We start from the raw sequence: 15,405 nt of genomic DNA, 5'->3' as shown, positions 1-15,405 counted from the left end.
TTATTTAAAAAAGTCCTTTGATATTTGTGGCGAATAATTTTACAGCAATAGCTAATAGTATCACACCAAATATCTTTCTTACTACATTAATTCCTTGTTTTCCTAATACTTTTTCTATTCTTCCAGAAGATTTTAAAACAAGATATACAAAGATAATATTAATAAGTATAGCAATCACAATATTGATGGTATGATATTCTGCTCGTAATGATAAGATAGAAGTCATAGTACCTGCTCCTGCAATCAAAGGAAAAGCAAGCGGAACAACCGCAGCAGTTTCTGGAGCATCATCTTTATAAAGTTGTATCCCTAGAATCATTTCTATAGCAAGAAAGAAAATAATAAAAGATCCCGCTACAGCAAAAGAGTTTACATCTATGCCAATCAAGCTTAAGATTTGCTTTCCAACAAATAGAAAAAGAATCATTAATATAGCAGCAACTATAGATGCTTTTTCGCTTTGGATATGTCCTACTTTTTTTCTTAAGTCAATAATAATAGGAATGCTACCTACGATATCAATAACTGCAAATAATATCATACTCGCAGTTAATATTTCTTTTGGATCAAAATGCATGTGGAATTAATTTCAAAAATTTGAACAAATGTAAAAAGAGTTTTCAAGATAAAGATATTATAAAAAGGTGAATAAATAGTAAAAAATATCTTACATAAAAACTATCTTAGCGCCATGTTTCAGTTAGGAAAGACAATTGTTTCAGAAGAAATTATAGAAAGAGATTTTGTTTGTAATCTCTCTGCATGTAAAGGAGCTTGTTGTATAGATGGAGAAGCTGGAGCTCCATTGGATGAATCAGAAATACAAATCTTAGAAGAAGTATATCCTATAGTAAAACCTTATCTCAGAAAAGAAGGAATAGAGGCTATAGAAAAACAAGGTGTCTTTATCAAAACAGATTTTGATGATCTAGAAACTCCACTCATAGAGGGAGCAGATTGTGCTTATGTGATTTTTGATGAAAAAGGCACTGCAATGTGTGGAATTGAAGAAGCATATAACCAAGGTGCTATCGATTGGAAAAAGCCAATCTCATGTCATTTGTACCCGGTACGAATCCAAAAATATACAGAATTTTCTGCGGTAAACTATCATAAGTGGGAAATTTGCGATGATGCCTGCTCATTGGGTGCAGAATTACAAGTTCCTGTCTACAAATTTGTAAAAGAAGCACTAATTCGAAAATTTGGCGAAGATTGGTATACCGAATTAGAAAAGGTAGCTACCGGATTGAAAAAATAATTCAATATCTAAAGCTTTATACTTGTTTTTTTCTTGAATTCTAGCTCTTTTTTTGTTAAAATTTAGAATTACTAACATTACGGTTTAACCGTAAATCTTTTATTTTTTTGTTTTCTGTTTTTAGACCTGAAAATCTTGGCTAACAAGTGAAAAATATGGGGTTTTCAAAAAACTCCTTTTTATTTTTGAACTCTATTTGAAAATTATAATACATTGTTAATCAGTTTTTTACAAAGATGTTTCAAAATGTATTTTTTGAAGATAATTTATTTCATGTTGAAAACTTTGTTGAAAACGTTTGTTGGATTTTCGTAGAACTTTTACCCCTTTTTTTGATCTTTGTAAGACCCTTTTGAAAGAGAAAAAAATCACAAAACAGCAAAAAAAATTAAGATGAGTGTAGTAGAGCCTATTTTGCAAGAAAATAAAGACCGATTTGTAATTTTTCCAATCCAACATCATGATATTTGGGAATGGTATAAAAAATCTGAAGCTAGTTTCTGGACTGCCGAAGAAATAGATCTACATCAAGATATCACAGATTGGAGTAGTAAACTTACTGATGACGAAAGATACTTTATCAAACATATACTTGCCTTTTTTGCTGCCTCCGATGGTATTGTTAATGAAAATTTAGCAGAAAATTTCGTGAACGAAGTTCAGTATAGTGAAGCGAAATTTTTCTATGGATTTCAGATCATGATGGAAAATATCCATTCAGAAACATATTCATTGCTTATCGATACTTATGTAAAAGACGAGAAAGAAAAAGATGTTCTCTTCAAAGCAATCGAAAATTTTCCGGCAATTAAGGAAAAAGCTGATTGGGCATTAAAATGGATCGAATCTGATTCTTTTGCAGAGCGTCTTATTGCATTTGCTGCTGTAGAAGGTATTTTCTTTTCAGGAGCATTTTGTTCTATATTCTGGTTAAAAAAGAGAGGCTTAATGCCAGGACTTACCTTTTCTAATGAGTTGATTTCTAGAGATGAAGGTGTGCATTGTGATTTTGCGGTACACCTACATAATAATCATTTGATCAACAAAGTACCAAAAGAAAGAATCCGTGAGATTTTGATAAATGCTTTAGATATTGAAAGACAATTTATTACAGAATCATTACCTGTAAGTCTTATTGGGATGAATGCAAATCTTATGACACAATATTTAGAATTTGTGACCGACAGACTATTAGTAGAGCTTCAATGTGAGAAAGAATATGGTACTGCAAATCCATTCGATTTTATGGATATGATCTCTTTACAAGGAAAAACTAACTTCTTTGAAAAGCGAGTGTCAGAATATCAAAAAGCAGGCGTATTAAACAAAGATACCGAAGACAATAAAATAAGTTTTGATGCAGATTTTTAACCTATAATTAAAATAATTACGAATCTTTATACCAACTTCTTTTTGGTTATTGATATAGACAAATCAGGTTAAAATAAAATATTTAAAACTATAAAAATATCATTCTGAGCTAATTCAAAAACGTTTCTTCTGTTTTAAACGATTAGCTCAGTTTGTATAGAAGTTTTTAAACTTCATAACAGACAAAAATTAGGGACAAAAGTCATAATGTTATTTCTATTTAATACATAATTCTTTGAGTAAAAGAATTTGTAAATAGTTTTTGTTTACTTCTAGGATGATAAACAACAACATTTGGGGCTTCAGAAAAAAATTAGTAACACATTAGATTCTTTTGTAAAGTAAAGAAAATTTAAAACCAAAAAAAGTATGTATGTAGTAAAAAGAGATGGGCGTAAAGAACCAATTATGTTCGACAAGATTACCGCAAGAGTAAGAAAGTTATGTTATGGACTAAACCCACTAGTTGATCCAGTAAAAGTGGCAATGAGGGTGATAGAAGGATTATATGATGGGGTTACAACAAGTGAGTTAGATAATTTGGCAGCAGAAATTGCTGCAACTATGACAATAACTCATCCTGATTATGCAAAGCTTGCCGCACGTATCTCTGTTTCTAACTTACACAAAAATACCAAGAAAACCTTCTCAGAAGTTGTAAAGGATCTTTATGAATATATAAATCCCAGAACCAATAAAAGAGCACCATTGATCTCTGATGAGGTATATGAAGTGATCATGGCAAACAAAGAGAAGCTAGACTCTACTATTATCTATAATAGAGATTTTGGATACGATTACTTTGGTTTTAAAACATTAGAACGTTCTTACTTACTTAAAATAAACGGTAAGATTGCAGAACGCCCACAACATATGTTAATGAGGGTTTCTATAGGAATTCATCTTAATGATTTGGATGCAGCCATAGAAACTTATGAGTTAATGTCAAAAAAATACTTTACACACGCTACACCTACATTATTTAACTCAGGTACACCTAAGCCACAAATGTCATCTTGCTTTTTGCTTGCAATGCAAGACGATAGTATAGATGGTATTTATGATACATTAAAACAAACTGCCAAAATCTCACAATCTGCTGGAGGTATCGGATTATCCATACATAATGTGAGAGCTACAGGTTCATATATTGCAGGAACAAATGGTACCTCAAATGGAGTAGTGCCTATGCTTAGAGTATTTAATGATACTGCACGTTACGTAGATCAAGGAGGAGGAAAAAGAAAAGGATCTTTTGCTATTTATGTAGAGCCTTGGCATGCAGATATTTTTGATTTTCTTGATTTAAAGAAAAATCATGGTAAAGAAGAGATGAGAGCACGTGACCTATTTTATGCAATGTGGGTACCTGATTTATTCATGAAACGAGTACAAGACGATGCAGAATGGACCTTAATGTGTCCTAATGAGTGCCCGGGATTATTTGACATGCATAGTGAAGAGTTTGAAGAAACCTATACGAGATATGAAGCGGAAGGAAAAGGTCGTAGAAAGATAAAAGCTCGAGAACTTTGGGAAAAAATCTTAGAATCTCAGATTGAAACTGGTACTCCTTATATGTTGTATAAAGATGCTGCCAATCGCAAATCAAACCAAAAGAATTTAGGGACTATTCGCTCATCTAATTTATGTACAGAAATTCTTGAATATACAAGTCCGGACGAAATAGCGGTATGTAATTTAGCTTCGATAGCATTACCTATGTTTGTAAAAAACGGAGTTTTTGATCATAAAGAACTATTTAGAATCACAAAGAGGGTGACCAAAAACCTGAATAGGGTTATTGATCGCAATTATTACCCTGTAAAAGAAGCAGAAAATTCCAATATGCGTCACCGCCCTGTTGGTTTAGGAGTACAAGGTCTGGCAGATGCATTTATTCAATTGCGTTTACCTTTTACTAGTGATGAGGCTAAAAAATTAAATCAAGAGATTTTTGAGACTTTATATTTTGCAGCTGTAACTGCTTCTATGGAAGAAGCTAAGGCAGATGGTCCTTATCAAAGTTATGAAGGCTCGCCTATTTCTAAAGGAGAGTTTCAATTTAACCTTTGGGGAATCAAAGATGAAGAATTAAGTGGACGATGGGATTGGACCAAATTACGTAAACAAGTCCTTAAAAATGGCGTGCGTAACTCATTACTAGTAGCACCAATGCCTACAGCATCTACATCTCAAATTTTAGGAAATAATGAAGCATTTGAGCCGTATACAAGCAATATTTACACTAGACGTGTATTATCAGGAGAGTTTATTGTCGTAAATAAACACCTTTTAGAAGATTTGGTATCGTTAGGATTATGGAATGATGACTTGAAAGATGCAATTATGCGTGCCAATGGATCAATTCAAAACATTGATATCATTCCTCAGGATCTTAAAGAATTGTATAAAACAGTATGGGAGATGAGTATGAAAGATATTATCGATATGTCTCGTCACAGAGGATATTTTATCGACCAGTCTCAGTCACTTAACCTGTTTATGGAAGGTGCAACAATGGCAAAACTTACGTCAATGCATTTTTATGCCTGGAAAAGCGGATTGAAAACAGGAATGTATTACTTGAGAACAAAATCTGCTGTAGATGCGATCAAGTTTACACTTAAAAATGATAAAAAAGAAGTGCCACAAGCAGAGAAAGTAGCAGTAGCTGCTGCACAGGTAATGGAAGCACAAGCTGCCAAAGAACAACCAAAACAAGCACCTGTTTCTCCAGAAGGAACTTCATTAAGCCCAGAAGAGCTTAGAGCATTAATAGCACAAGCAAAAGAAGGCGAAGGAGACGATTGTTTAATGTGTGGGTCATAGAGACCTAGATTTATATAGGGCAAAAGGGAAGCTATCGTAATGATACTTCCCTTTTTTGTATATTCGATTTTTTTAGAAATATGATGAATTGGGAACAACTCCTTTCTTTAAAAAGACAGGGCGACACGAGCAAAAGATTACGAAAAGAACAAGATGAAACTCGTTTGGGTTTTGAGGTGGATTATGATAGAATCATTTTCTCTTCAGCTTTTAGAAGCTTACAAGATAAAACACAAGTCATACCCTTGTCCAAAACTAGTTTTGTGCATACCAGATTAACACATAGTTTAGAAGTATCGGTAGTAGGAAGATCATTAGGGCGAGTAGTAGGTAAAAAAATATTAGAAAAACATCCTCACCTATCTACTATTCATGGATATCATTTTAATGATTTTGGAGCAATTGTCGCAGCAGCAGCACTAGCCCATGATATTGGTAACCCACCTTTTGGACACTCAGGAGAAAAAGCAATAGGAGAATATTTTAAAACCGGTAGTGGTGTTCGATACAAAAGCGAACTTACCGCCAAACAATATCAAGATCTCATTGATTTTGAAGGGAATGCTAATGGGTTTAAAATTTTGACAGAAACGCGAGAGGGTATAGAAGGAGGATTAAGGCTCTCATATGCCACTCTAGGCGCTTTTATGAAATACCCTAAAGAATCATTACCCAAAAAACCAACACCACACATAGCTCATAAAAAGTTTGGGTATTTTCAAAATGAGATTGGCTGTTTTAATGATGTAGCAGAAGAAGTGGGATTACTTAAATATAGAATAGAAAATGAGGTTACTTATAGTCGTCACCCCTTAACTTTCTTGGTGGAAGCAGCAGACGATATCTGTTATACCATCATTGATTTTGAAGATGGAATTAATTTGGGGCTAATACCAGAAGATCATGCGCTTGAATATTTAAAGAAGTTAGTGCAAGATACGCTCAATATTTCAAAATATAGTGGTTTAACAACTACAGCCGATAGACTTGGTTATCTTAGATCATTAGCTATAAATACTTTGATACAAGAAGCTACCAGTGTCTTTATCGAAAATGAAGAAAAAATATTATCAGGAACATTTGACGCGGCATTGATTGATAAGAGTAAATATAAAGCCCAAATAGATGATATTATAAGAATTAGTGTCGATAAAATTTATCAAAGTCAAGAAGTAACCGAAAAAGAAATTGCAGGATATGAGATTCTGGCTACACTATTAGATCGTTATTGTGTGGCAAGTGATCACTATAGTTTAAATAATGGTTCAAATTATGATAAGCTTATTTTAAGAGCAGAAGATGGTAATTTTGATTATAAGAGCGAAGATCTTTATACAAGATTGATAAGTATTTGTAAATATGTCGCGAGTCTTACAGATGGTAATGCATTATTAAAGTTTCAGAAAATAAGAGGACTACAAGTTTAAAAAAAGCTATTGATTAAAATTATCAATAGCTTTTTAGTATTTTAACTTCTATATATAGAGGAATAAGTTATTCGTATAAACCTTGAGTAGCACAGTATTTTAATATCTCTTCATCAGATTTTGTAGTATACTCTTCGGGGATATAAAATAATTTATATATAGTAAGGTCTCCATATCCAGACAGACTGTTAGGAAGCTTTTCCCATCCCATACGGAAATATTGATAAGAGATGTACTCTAATTGTATAGAAGGTTGATCAATGTATTTTTCTTTTATTGTGTATGCTGCATTCTCATCCTCAGAATATGCTGCACTACAATCCACTAATACATAATCATTTGTTAGATTAGAATTGACTAATTTTACATGTTCGTTATCAAAAGAAGATCTATCGGCCTCGTCTGAATCGATTTCTATGATCACTTCGTTTTCTGTTTTTCCATCTTTGATAATAGAAAAATTAAAATCACCTTGATTCAGATATACGTGACCAACTTTTTTAGTAACATCTCTTACAAATTCATTATTGATATGAAGATCGAGATCATCATTATTGGGATTTAGTATTAAAACTTTGGCAGATTCGTTTACCGGAAACTTTTTGGAGCACGAGACTAACACAAAACTGGCTATGATGGTAGCTAAATATCCTATTTTATTCATTTTCTGGTGTTTTGGTTAGTGTTATTATGATTTTAGTATTGTCTCTGCTTATATACATAAGAGTGAGCTCATCATTTTTAATAGAAGGGTATAAAGGGATTTTGTCCCTATATTTCTCCTTTATCCGGATCATATTATCTGAAACGACGGCGTAATCTCCTTTAAAAGTTCCCTCTCCTCTGAATGGAATAGACTCAAAAAAATAATCATTTGCAATTTTAGTAAGTTTACTGTCTAAAGAATACGTTAGATCTTCATTAAACGTTAGGATAAATTTCGTTTTCTCCATAGAATAGCTTTTGCCTTTTATTTTTAGAGCTTTAGCTGTCCATTCTCCAACAATACTTTCTGTATATTGGTAACTATCATCTCCACAAGAAACTACGGTAAAGAGAAATAGCAATGGTAACAAATGTTTCATTGATCAAATTTTTAAATTTAAAATAACTGATTTACTAATTAAGAATATAATTTACATTCTTAAATCGTTTTAAAGTAGAGAGGAGACCTTGTATAAGAGTCTTATATGAAGGAGCAATATTAATTATATTTTTTGCTAAATCTTAAAACTTATTAAAATTTTAACAAACGTGATTTTTTATTAAAAAAAGCCGTTGAAAATAGGTTTTCAACGGCTTTTTAGATGGTCAAAATTATTTTTTACAATTTTTTATAAGTCTCAACATAGGTAAATTCATCATCTCCGTCTTTTTCAGTGTATTGAAATTTTATTGTCGTGCTTGTTAATTCTATCACTGTTTCTTTATCACTTCCATTAAATGTAACTACATTTTCTGATAAAGCCCATTCTATTGTTCTGATAGTGTTATCACACGTGTCAGCTATTTCAAAATGACTATCCACGATAAGTTCTCCACCACTTTTAAATTCTCTGGTGTCCAATAAATCGCATTCCGTCAGTTGCTCATCAGAATCATTCTCAGTAGCTTCTGTTAATTGCCATTTTCCTATTAAATCAGCTTCTTTGACAACTAATACTTCTTCTCCTTGAGGATTAGAATCATCATCAGTACTACAAGAAATAAAAATAGAAGTGGCTAATAAAAAGCATAAACTTAATTTTTCATTTTAAATTAGATTTGAGGGTTAAATTTTCGGCAAAAGAACACTTTTTTAGGATGAAAAGCATTTTTTTAAGATTTTATTCACATTTAACTTTTGTAGTTATATTGATTGCAATAATTACTAATATGTTGTTGTCATTTCCATATAATAAAATATAAGAATGTAAGGAGAATATTATGAATGCTATTGTAGAATTCTTTTTCTGAGGTGTAAGAATCAATATTTAATTCTGATTTTATAGAATATATCGTTAGATCTTAATGAGATGCTTTTTTATAATTTTCTGAAGTTTTTGAGAAGAAATATTGCAGATGTCATGTAACTCGTCTACCGAACCATGATGAATAAAATGATCAGGCACTCCTAAATTTATGATTTTGTTTTTGTACTCATGTTGATTTGCAAAATCGACTATAGTATTTCCAAAACCACCTTTGATTACACCATCTTCAACAGTAATTATTGTCGGATATTCTTCTAATATTTCCAGAAGTAACTCTTTGTCGATAGGTTTTATACACATAAAATGATAGTGACCTATTTTTGAGTTTAAGGCTTTTAATGCTGAAGTTACATTTGAAGCTATTGTGCCGGTAGAAAGAATTGCAATGTGTTCTCCTTTTTGAAATACTTTTCCTTTATTGATCTCTATTTTTTGAAAAAGTTGTTGCCATTCTCTAATATGACCTCTGCCTCTTGGATATCTTATTGTAATAGGATTTTCTAGCCCTAAGGAAGCTGTGTAAAGAAGATTACGCAACTCAATTTCGTCTGCGGGAGCCGTAATTATCATATCAGGAATACAAGAAAGATATGCAATATCAAAAACACCATGATGAGTCGCCCCATCTGCGCCGACCAAACCTGCTCGATCGACACAAAAAATTACAGGTAAGTTTTGTAATGCTACATCGTGAATAATCTGATCATAGGCACGTTGTAGAAATGTAGAGTATATGGTGCAGAAAGGGATTAATCCTTGTGTTGCCATACCTGCTGCAAGAGTTACAGCATGTTGTTCAGCGATCCCAACATCAAAGGCACGATCTGGCATTTCTTTCATCATATATTTTAAAGAGCTACCAGTTGGCATGGCAGGAGTAATTCCTACGATTTTTTTATTTTTTCGGGCAAGTTCTAATATGGTGTAACCAAATACATCTTGAAATTTTGGAGGTAAACCACTATTGTCTTTTGGGATTATATTTCCGGTAGTTGCATCAAATTTGCCCGGAGCATGATATTGTATTTGGTTCTCTTCGGCTTGTTTTAAACCTTTTCCCTTAGTCGTGATGATATGCAGTAGTTTGGGACCTTTGCTATTTTTTAACTCTTCTAGCGTATCGATTAAGGATGTGAAATCATGCCCATCTATTGGACCAAAATAATTGAAATTTAAAGCTTCAATAATATTATTTGATCTTGGTTTTATACCAACCGTTGCTTTGGTTAAATATTCTTTTAATGCTCCTACACTAGGATCGATACCTATGGCGTTATCATTTAAAATTACAATAAGATTTGTATCTGTTACTCCTGCATGGTTGAGGCCTTCAAAAGCCATTCCGCTGGCAATAGAAGCATCACCAATTACTGCAATATGTTGTTTGTATTCTCCTTTTAATTTTGAAGCAATTGCCATTCCTAAAGTAGCAGAAATAGAGGTTGAAGAATGTCCAACTCCAAAAGTGTCATAAATACTTTCACTACGTTTAGGAAAACCACTAATACCATTTAATTGTCTATTGGTATGAAATATATCTTTTCTTCCAGTAAGGATTTTATGTGGATATGCCTGATGCCCAACATCCCAGACTAGAAGATCTTCGGGGGTGTTGAATATATAGTGTAATGCAATGGTAAGTTCTACAACCCCTAGACTAGCGCCCAGATGTCCTTCTTTGGTTGCAACTATATTGATGATAAATTCTCGTAGTTCTTTCGCAAGTTCCGGAAGCTGTTCTAAAGAGAGTTTCCTTACGTCTGATGGGTATTGTATATTTTGTAAAAGTGTATTTGACATTAGAAAATAAAGAAAATACAAAGCTACAACTTTATGATAGAAACCTTATTATAAAATACAGGTTATGGTTCTCTATAGATTAGAATTTAAACGCTAATCTTTTTCGTCAGGTATGATGATTCTTCTAGGAGCTCCCATCGTCCTTCCAGAAATGGTTGTACAAGAATTTCTTCTTGTTTTTTTATAAGATTTACTGATAGAATCAATTTGTTTTTCTATTTTTTCCATCTCCTTTTTTTCTTTCATTTTTTTAGTTTCAACTTTCATAGCCTCGAATAATTCAGATTCAATTATAGAGTCATATCCAATTTTTGGATCTTTTGGACCATATTCTTCTTTTTTACTACGATCAATTAATGGTTGAAATGGATGATATTGAAAAGCAGATTCCTTAGTGATTTTTACTTCAGCAATTGTTTTTTGTGTATTATCGTGAGCAGTACAATTCATTAACGTTGTTCCCATTGCAACAAGTAGCGCCAATATAAAAGCTTTTTTGAAAGAATGTCTTTGCTGTATAATTGCATGAGGGATTTCTAGCGTTATTGTATCTAACTGATCGTTTGTGAATCGCCCGCAAATATTTTCGGGGTTTTGTTGTTGCTCAAAGAAATGCTGTATCTGTTGTGAAGACATTTTCGTAAAATCAATGACTGTTTTTGTACAAGAGTCGCAGAATCTACCTTTTGCAACTGGTTTCATTTTATCCCAATTTTCTTGACAGGGTTCTGGTATCGTAATTTTATATCGTTTTTTCATGTAATAGAATAGTATGTAGTGGTTTTTTTCAGATTATGAATTTCCAAAAAAGAGGAAGCATATGATACCCTATATTCAGTGAAATTATAATAGATTTTGTAGTGTCGCCATAGATAAAAAGATAGTATTTGATTAAGTTTGTGCCTCAATTCCTATTTGTTATATTATGTTTGATCCGTATGACGATTCACATTTTATGCGAAAAGCATTACAAGAAGCAGAGGTTGCTTATGATAGAGATGAAGTGCCGGTTGGTGCAATCATAGTGGTTGCAGGTAGAGTAATTGCTAAAGCTCATAATTTGACCGAATGTTTAAATGATGTTACAGCTCATGCAGAGATGCAAGCAATAACTTCTGCATCTAATTATTTGGGTGGTAAGTATCTTAATGAATGTACAATGTATGTAACCTTAGAGCCATGCCAAATGTGTGCAGGAGCACTATATTGGAGCCAGATTGGACGAGTTGTATATGGGGCAAAAGATGAACATAGAGGGTGTACTGTAATGGGAACAACATTGCATCCAAAAACTGAAATCGTAGGAGGGGTTCTAGAAGAAGAATGTAGTATGTTGATCAAACAGTTTTTTAAAGAAAAAAGAGGTAATAATTAAAAAAGCGCTACTACAGTAGCGCTTTGAAACTTTGGTCATCTATATCTTAATCATGAATTACACGAACTTTTGCCGCAATAACTCCTTTTCTTCCTTCTTGTTCTTGGTATTCTACTTTGTCACCCTCGTTCAAAGCCTCTCCATTTAAACCAGTGGCATGGACAAAAATATCCTTGCCTGTTTCGTCGTTAGTAATAAATCCGTAACCTTTTGATTCATTAAAAAATTTTACTGTTCCTTCCATTGTAATAAAAATAAATATTTGATTCTTAAAGGTAGTTTTAAATTTTTAAGGAATCGTTATGGAAATGTGAATATTTTGAAACTTATCGCTTACGGTTTTCCACATTCTTTTCGTAATCCCTCATTTTCTTAAGATTTTCTTCAGTAAGCATATAATCTTTTACTTTTTTATTTTTCCAGGTATGGTAAATAAATATTGGCATTAAGATAAATGATGCTACAAGAATCCCAATACCAACCAATTTATCACCAGTGCTGTGATCTCCCGAATTTTTAAAGTAATACCCTACACTTACCAAGATAACAAAGGCGGCAAAAAGAAATTGAATAACATACTTCATAAATATGAAACATTGATAAAATTAGTAAACAAAAATAGATATTATATTGATATTAAGTGCTATATGAAACCATGTTTTTGATTGAATAGATAGACTATATATAAGGTTAAAAAAGTAATTTTATGTTCTTTTGTATTCTATGCTATAAAAGAATAATAAACCGAATATATACATGATAACATCAATAATGTCTGCGGTATATCGATCATTAAATTGTGGTAAGTAGTATTCAAAATAGATACAGTATAAAAGGGTAACTACCAGTGATAGTATAAAAGGTATTCTAAGCTGTTTATCACTTTTTATTAACCTTGCCACATATTGACAAACAAAAAGTACGATAGGTATGCAAAGAAAATCGTTTGCATGATTTCTGATAACATCAGGAAGTATTATTTTAAAATATTGAGCACAATATATACATATTCCAACAACCAAGAAGATGTAGAAATAAGACTTATGCAGGTATCGAAGAATATTTTTAACCAAAATGACCATACTCTTTATACATTAACCATTACGCAGCTATATATCCTATTAAAAAAGCTATAAAAGAGCCAATAGCAAGAACAATAACCCATATAGAATAAAAAAACCTTACAATTAGTCTAATAAAAATATTAGAATGGTTCATTGCATTTTGAAAAAATAGAGTAACCGCATTTGGTTTTTCAGATTGGGCTCTTTTTTCTCTCTCTATAGCTTGATGTTCTCTTTGTAATTTTCTTTTAAGTTGCGTATTGATAATTGCTCCACATTGTTGGCAATAGTCTTCATTGAGCGTAAAAGTTCCACAATCTTGACATTTTCTATAAATATCACTCATCACATATTCTTGTACTATGACTTTGGATTTTTTATTACAAAGCCTATTATAATCCTTTCTTATAAAAAGTTGTATTTATATCGTCAACTAAAATATCAAGAAGTAATAGTACATGGATAGTGTTTAAGAAAACTATATGAAATTGATTATTATCTATCTTGTAAAATAGATTAATTTTCTTCTATAGGCAGTCAGTAATTTTGATTTTGAAATAAAACCAATATATTTTCCATCTCTGATTACAGGAAGGTTCCAGGCGCCTGTATCCTGAAATTTGCGCATTGCTGTTTTTGCATTATCATTTTCGAAAATAATCACTGCATTTGTCGGCGACATGAGAGTGTTTACGGTTACTTTATGATATAAAGAAATATCAAACATAATATCCCTTATATCGTCTAATGATACAAGACCTACAAGTATCCCATCATCATCTGTGACAGGAAATAGGTTTCTGTTGGATTTAGCAACTGCCTCGCTGAGTAATTCTTTTAGTGTATATTCTGGATGTACTGGTATAAAATTGGTTTCAATACATTCTTCTAAGTTCATTAATGTCAATACAGCCTTGTCTTTATCATGAGTTAAAAGTTGTCCTTTTTGTGCTAATGCTTTAGTGTAAATGGTATACTCAATCTTATTTTTTGAAATAATAAAAGATATTGCTGTGGTAATCATCAATGGTACAAATAATTCATAGCTAGAGGTAATTTCAGCAATCAAAAAAATAGAAGTTAATGGAGCGTGTAATACTCCTGCGATAAGGCCAGCCATTCCTAATAAGGTAAAATTGGCTTCAGAAACCTGAAACCCTATTCCCAGATTATTGATTACCTTGGCAACAACATTTCCTAGAGCACTCCCCATGACCATAGTCGGAATAAAAATACCTCCAGAACCTCCTGCAGCAAAAGTAGAGGTCATCGCTATGGCCTTAAAAAAGGTAATTCCTGTTAATAAAGCAATAATAACCCACACATTACCAGTGATATTATCAAATGGTGTTTTGCCTATTGCCGCCATATGATTGCCGTGCAATAAATTATTGATAAAACCAAGTCCCTCTCCATACAGAGGAGGGATAAAATATAACATGATTCCTATGGCTATTCCTCCAATTATTAATCGATGTATCTTTTTTGGGAAACGATTAAAAAAATGAAGAATTCCAAAATACATTTTAGTAAAATATATTGAAGCAATGGCTGTACCTATTCCCAAAATGATATAAAAAGGAGTATCGTAGATGTCAAATTTTTCGAGAACATCAAATCTGAATAAAACTTCATCTCCCAAAAAAAAGTAAGAAGTAATAATTGAAGATACAGAAGCAAATAGAAGTGGTAACAAAGAAGTAAGGGTAAGGTCTAGGCTGAATACTTCTACTGCAAATACTAAACCTGCCAACGGTGATTTGAAAACCGCAGATATGGCACCTGCAGCGGCACAACCGATAAGCAAAAACCTGGTTTTAGTATCGAGCTTAAATATTTTACTAATATCAGAGCTTATAGTAGAACCAGAACCAATGGCTGGCCCCAAAAGCCCTACAGATCCCCCAAAACCAACAGTAATTGGAGCAAGAATCAAGGGGAGATACCCCTGTACTTGTTTGATGACTCCATTTTTTTTGGATAATGAATATAGAATAAGTGGAATCGAAGATTCTGTGTCTTGCTTGGTGATATATTTCGTAATAATATATACAATAAAAAGGCCAATAATTGGGATGATAAAATAAAACGAAGTTTGCCAAAGAATAATGTCACCTTCTAATACAAGCTGTATCAAGTGAGTCATGTTCTTTAATAGTAAAGAAACCAACCCTGCCATAAAACCAACAATAATGCTGAGAATCAACACAAAATTCTTATCAGAAATGTAGCGATACCGCCATTTGAGAATTTTATAAAGTATTGTTTTTTTTGATGCTACCGGCATAATAAAGGTTAAACA

The 15,405-nt window shown here is 32.4% G+C and carries 15 protein-coding genes; 5 read left to right on the top strand and 10 right to left on the bottom strand.

All coding sequences use genetic code 11. The features are described from left to right. Positions 1–4: 4 nt before the first annotated feature. Positions 5–577, bottom strand: coding sequence for a MarC family protein (locus FHK87_RS13065; protein WP_140593617.1), 573 nt, complete (start codon positions 575–577; stop codon positions 5–7). A 114-nt stretch (positions 578–691) separates the two neighbouring features. Between FHK87_RS13065 and FHK87_RS13060 the strand changes: the two genes are divergently transcribed. The 4 genes from FHK87_RS13060 to dgt all read left to right on the top strand — a co-directional run bounded on the left by FHK87_RS13060 (position 692) and on the right by dgt (position 6,891). Further along, the gene (locus tag FHK87_RS13060; RefSeq protein WP_140593614.1) at positions 692–1,261 is read left to right on the top strand and encodes a DUF3109 family protein; all 570 of its coding nucleotides are present in this window, start codon (positions 692–694) and stop codon (positions 1,259–1,261) included. A gap of 393 nt (positions 1,262–1,654) precedes the next feature. Further along, on the top strand, positions 1,655–2,632 hold the full coding sequence (locus FHK87_RS13055) for a ribonucleotide-diphosphate reductase subunit beta (protein ID WP_140593612.1): 978 nt from the start codon (positions 1,655–1,657) through the stop codon (positions 2,630–2,632). Positions 2,633–3,001: 369 nt separating this feature from the next. Next, positions 3,002–5,464 carry a ribonucleoside-diphosphate reductase subunit alpha gene (locus tag FHK87_RS13050; protein ID WP_140593609.1) on the top strand — a complete coding sequence of 821 codons (2,463 nt, stop codon included), beginning with the start codon at positions 3,002–3,004 and terminating at the stop codon, positions 5,462–5,464. 83 nt (positions 5,465–5,547) lie between these two features. Continuing rightward, positions 5,548–6,891: a dGTP triphosphohydrolase gene (dgt, locus tag FHK87_RS13045; RefSeq protein WP_140593956.1), complete on the top strand. Its 1,344-nt coding sequence runs from the start codon at positions 5,548–5,550 to the stop codon at positions 6,889–6,891. A gap of 67 nt (positions 6,892–6,958) precedes the next feature. Here dgt and FHK87_RS13040 read toward each other — a convergent pair whose 3' ends face one another. From FHK87_RS13040 to FHK87_RS13020, 5 genes are all read right to left on the bottom strand, one after another. Beyond that, on the bottom strand, positions 6,959–7,555 hold the full coding sequence (locus FHK87_RS13040) for a hypothetical protein (protein ID WP_140593607.1): 597 nt from the start codon (positions 7,553–7,555) through the stop codon (positions 6,959–6,961). Beyond that, on the bottom strand, positions 7,548–7,976 hold the full coding sequence (locus FHK87_RS13035; protein ID WP_140593605.1) for a hypothetical protein: 429 nt from the start codon (positions 7,974–7,976) through the stop codon (positions 7,548–7,550). Before FHK87_RS13035 ends, FHK87_RS13040 begins: the two co-directional genes overlap by 8 nt. A gap of 239 nt (positions 7,977–8,215) precedes the next feature. Next, positions 8,216–8,527 (bottom strand): lipocalin-like domain-containing protein, encoded by a 312-nt coding sequence (locus FHK87_RS13030; RefSeq protein ID WP_394344925.1) that lies wholly within the window; start codon positions 8,525–8,527, stop codon positions 8,216–8,218. Between the two features lie 364 nt (positions 8,528–8,891). Then, positions 8,892–10,664, bottom strand: coding sequence for a 1-deoxy-D-xylulose-5-phosphate synthase (locus FHK87_RS13025; RefSeq protein ID WP_140593600.1), 1,773 nt, complete (start codon positions 10,662–10,664; stop codon positions 8,892–8,894). 93 nt (positions 10,665–10,757) lie between these two features. Then, complete coding sequence (locus tag FHK87_RS13020; RefSeq protein WP_140593597.1) at positions 10,758–11,423, bottom strand: hypothetical protein; 666 nt, start codon at positions 11,421–11,423, stop codon at positions 10,758–10,760. A gap of 166 nt (positions 11,424–11,589) precedes the next feature. Here FHK87_RS13020 and FHK87_RS13015 point away from each other — a divergent pair, with 166 nt between their 5' ends. Then, positions 11,590–12,039, top strand: coding sequence for a nucleoside deaminase (locus FHK87_RS13015; protein WP_140593594.1), 450 nt, complete (start codon positions 11,590–11,592; stop codon positions 12,037–12,039). 46 nt (positions 12,040–12,085) lie between these two features. On the opposite strand, the gene FHK87_RS13010 is transcribed toward FHK87_RS13015, so the two are convergent. The 4 genes from FHK87_RS13010 to FHK87_RS12995 all read right to left on the bottom strand — a co-directional run bounded on the left by FHK87_RS13010 (position 12,086) and on the right by FHK87_RS12995 (position 15,390). After that, entirely contained in the window at positions 12,086–12,283 is a 198-nt protein-coding gene (locus tag FHK87_RS13010; protein WP_140593592.1) for a cold-shock protein, read from the bottom strand. A gap of 82 nt (positions 12,284–12,365) precedes the next feature. Next, positions 12,366–12,623: a hypothetical protein gene (locus FHK87_RS13005; protein ID WP_140593589.1), complete on the bottom strand. Its 258-nt coding sequence runs from the start codon at positions 12,621–12,623 to the stop codon at positions 12,366–12,368. A gap of 517 nt (positions 12,624–13,140) precedes the next feature. After that, positions 13,141–13,449, bottom strand: a complete 309-nt coding sequence (locus FHK87_RS13000; protein WP_140593587.1) for a hypothetical protein — start codon at positions 13,447–13,449, stop codon at positions 13,141–13,143. 153 nt (positions 13,450–13,602) lie between these two features. Continuing rightward, positions 13,603–15,390 carry a chloride channel protein gene (locus tag FHK87_RS12995; protein ID WP_140593584.1) on the bottom strand — a complete coding sequence of 596 codons (1,788 nt, stop codon included), beginning with the start codon at positions 15,388–15,390 and terminating at the stop codon, positions 13,603–13,605. Positions 15,391–15,405: the final 15 nt, after the last annotated feature.

This window comes from Aquimarina algicola, from assembly GCF_006443095.1.
Classification (GTDB): domain Bacteria; phylum Bacteroidota; class Bacteroidia; order Flavobacteriales; family Flavobacteriaceae; genus Aquimarina; species Aquimarina algicola.
Note: the sequence above shows the minus strand (reverse complement) of the source record. Positions and strands in the feature narration are given on the sequence as shown.

Coding starts and splice junctions, on each gene's coding strand:
- FHK87_RS13065 (WP_140593617.1), bottom strand. CDS start 577: ATGCATTTTGATCCAAAAGAAATATTAACTGCGAGTATGATATTATTT.
- FHK87_RS13060 (WP_140593614.1), top strand. CDS start 692: ATGTTTCAGTTAGGAAAGACAATTGTTTCAGAAGAAATTATAGAAAGA.
- FHK87_RS13055 (WP_140593612.1), top strand. CDS start 1,655: ATGAGTGTAGTAGAGCCTATTTTGCAAGAAAATAAAGACCGATTTGTA.
- FHK87_RS13050 (WP_140593609.1), top strand. CDS start 3,002: ATGTATGTAGTAAAAAGAGATGGGCGTAAAGAACCAATTATGTTCGAC.
- dgt (WP_140593956.1), top strand. CDS start 5,548: ATGAATTGGGAACAACTCCTTTCTTTAAAAAGACAGGGCGACACGAGC.
- FHK87_RS13040 (WP_140593607.1), bottom strand. CDS start 7,555: ATGAATAAAATAGGATATTTAGCTACCATCATAGCCAGTTTTGTGTTA.
- FHK87_RS13035 (WP_140593605.1), bottom strand. CDS start 7,976: ATGAAACATTTGTTACCATTGCTATTTCTCTTTACCGTAGTTTCTTGT.
- FHK87_RS13025 (WP_140593600.1), bottom strand. CDS start 10,664: ATGTCAAATACACTTTTACAAAATATACAATACCCATCAGACGTAAGG.
- FHK87_RS13020 (WP_140593597.1), bottom strand. CDS start 11,423: ATGAAAAAACGATATAAAATTACGATACCAGAACCCTGTCAAGAAAAT.
- FHK87_RS13015 (WP_140593594.1), top strand. CDS start 11,590: ATGTTTGATCCGTATGACGATTCACATTTTATGCGAAAAGCATTACAA.
- FHK87_RS13010 (WP_140593592.1), bottom strand. CDS start 12,283: ATGGAAGGAACAGTAAAATTTTTTAATGAATCAAAAGGTTACGGATTT.
- FHK87_RS13005 (WP_140593589.1), bottom strand. CDS start 12,623: ATGAAGTATGTTATTCAATTTCTTTTTGCCGCCTTTGTTATCTTGGTA.
- FHK87_RS13000 (WP_140593587.1), bottom strand. CDS start 13,449: ATGAGTGATATTTATAGAAAATGTCAAGATTGTGGAACTTTTACGCTC.
- FHK87_RS12995 (WP_140593584.1), bottom strand. CDS start 15,390: ATGCCGGTAGCATCAAAAAAAACAATACTTTATAAAATTCTCAAATGG.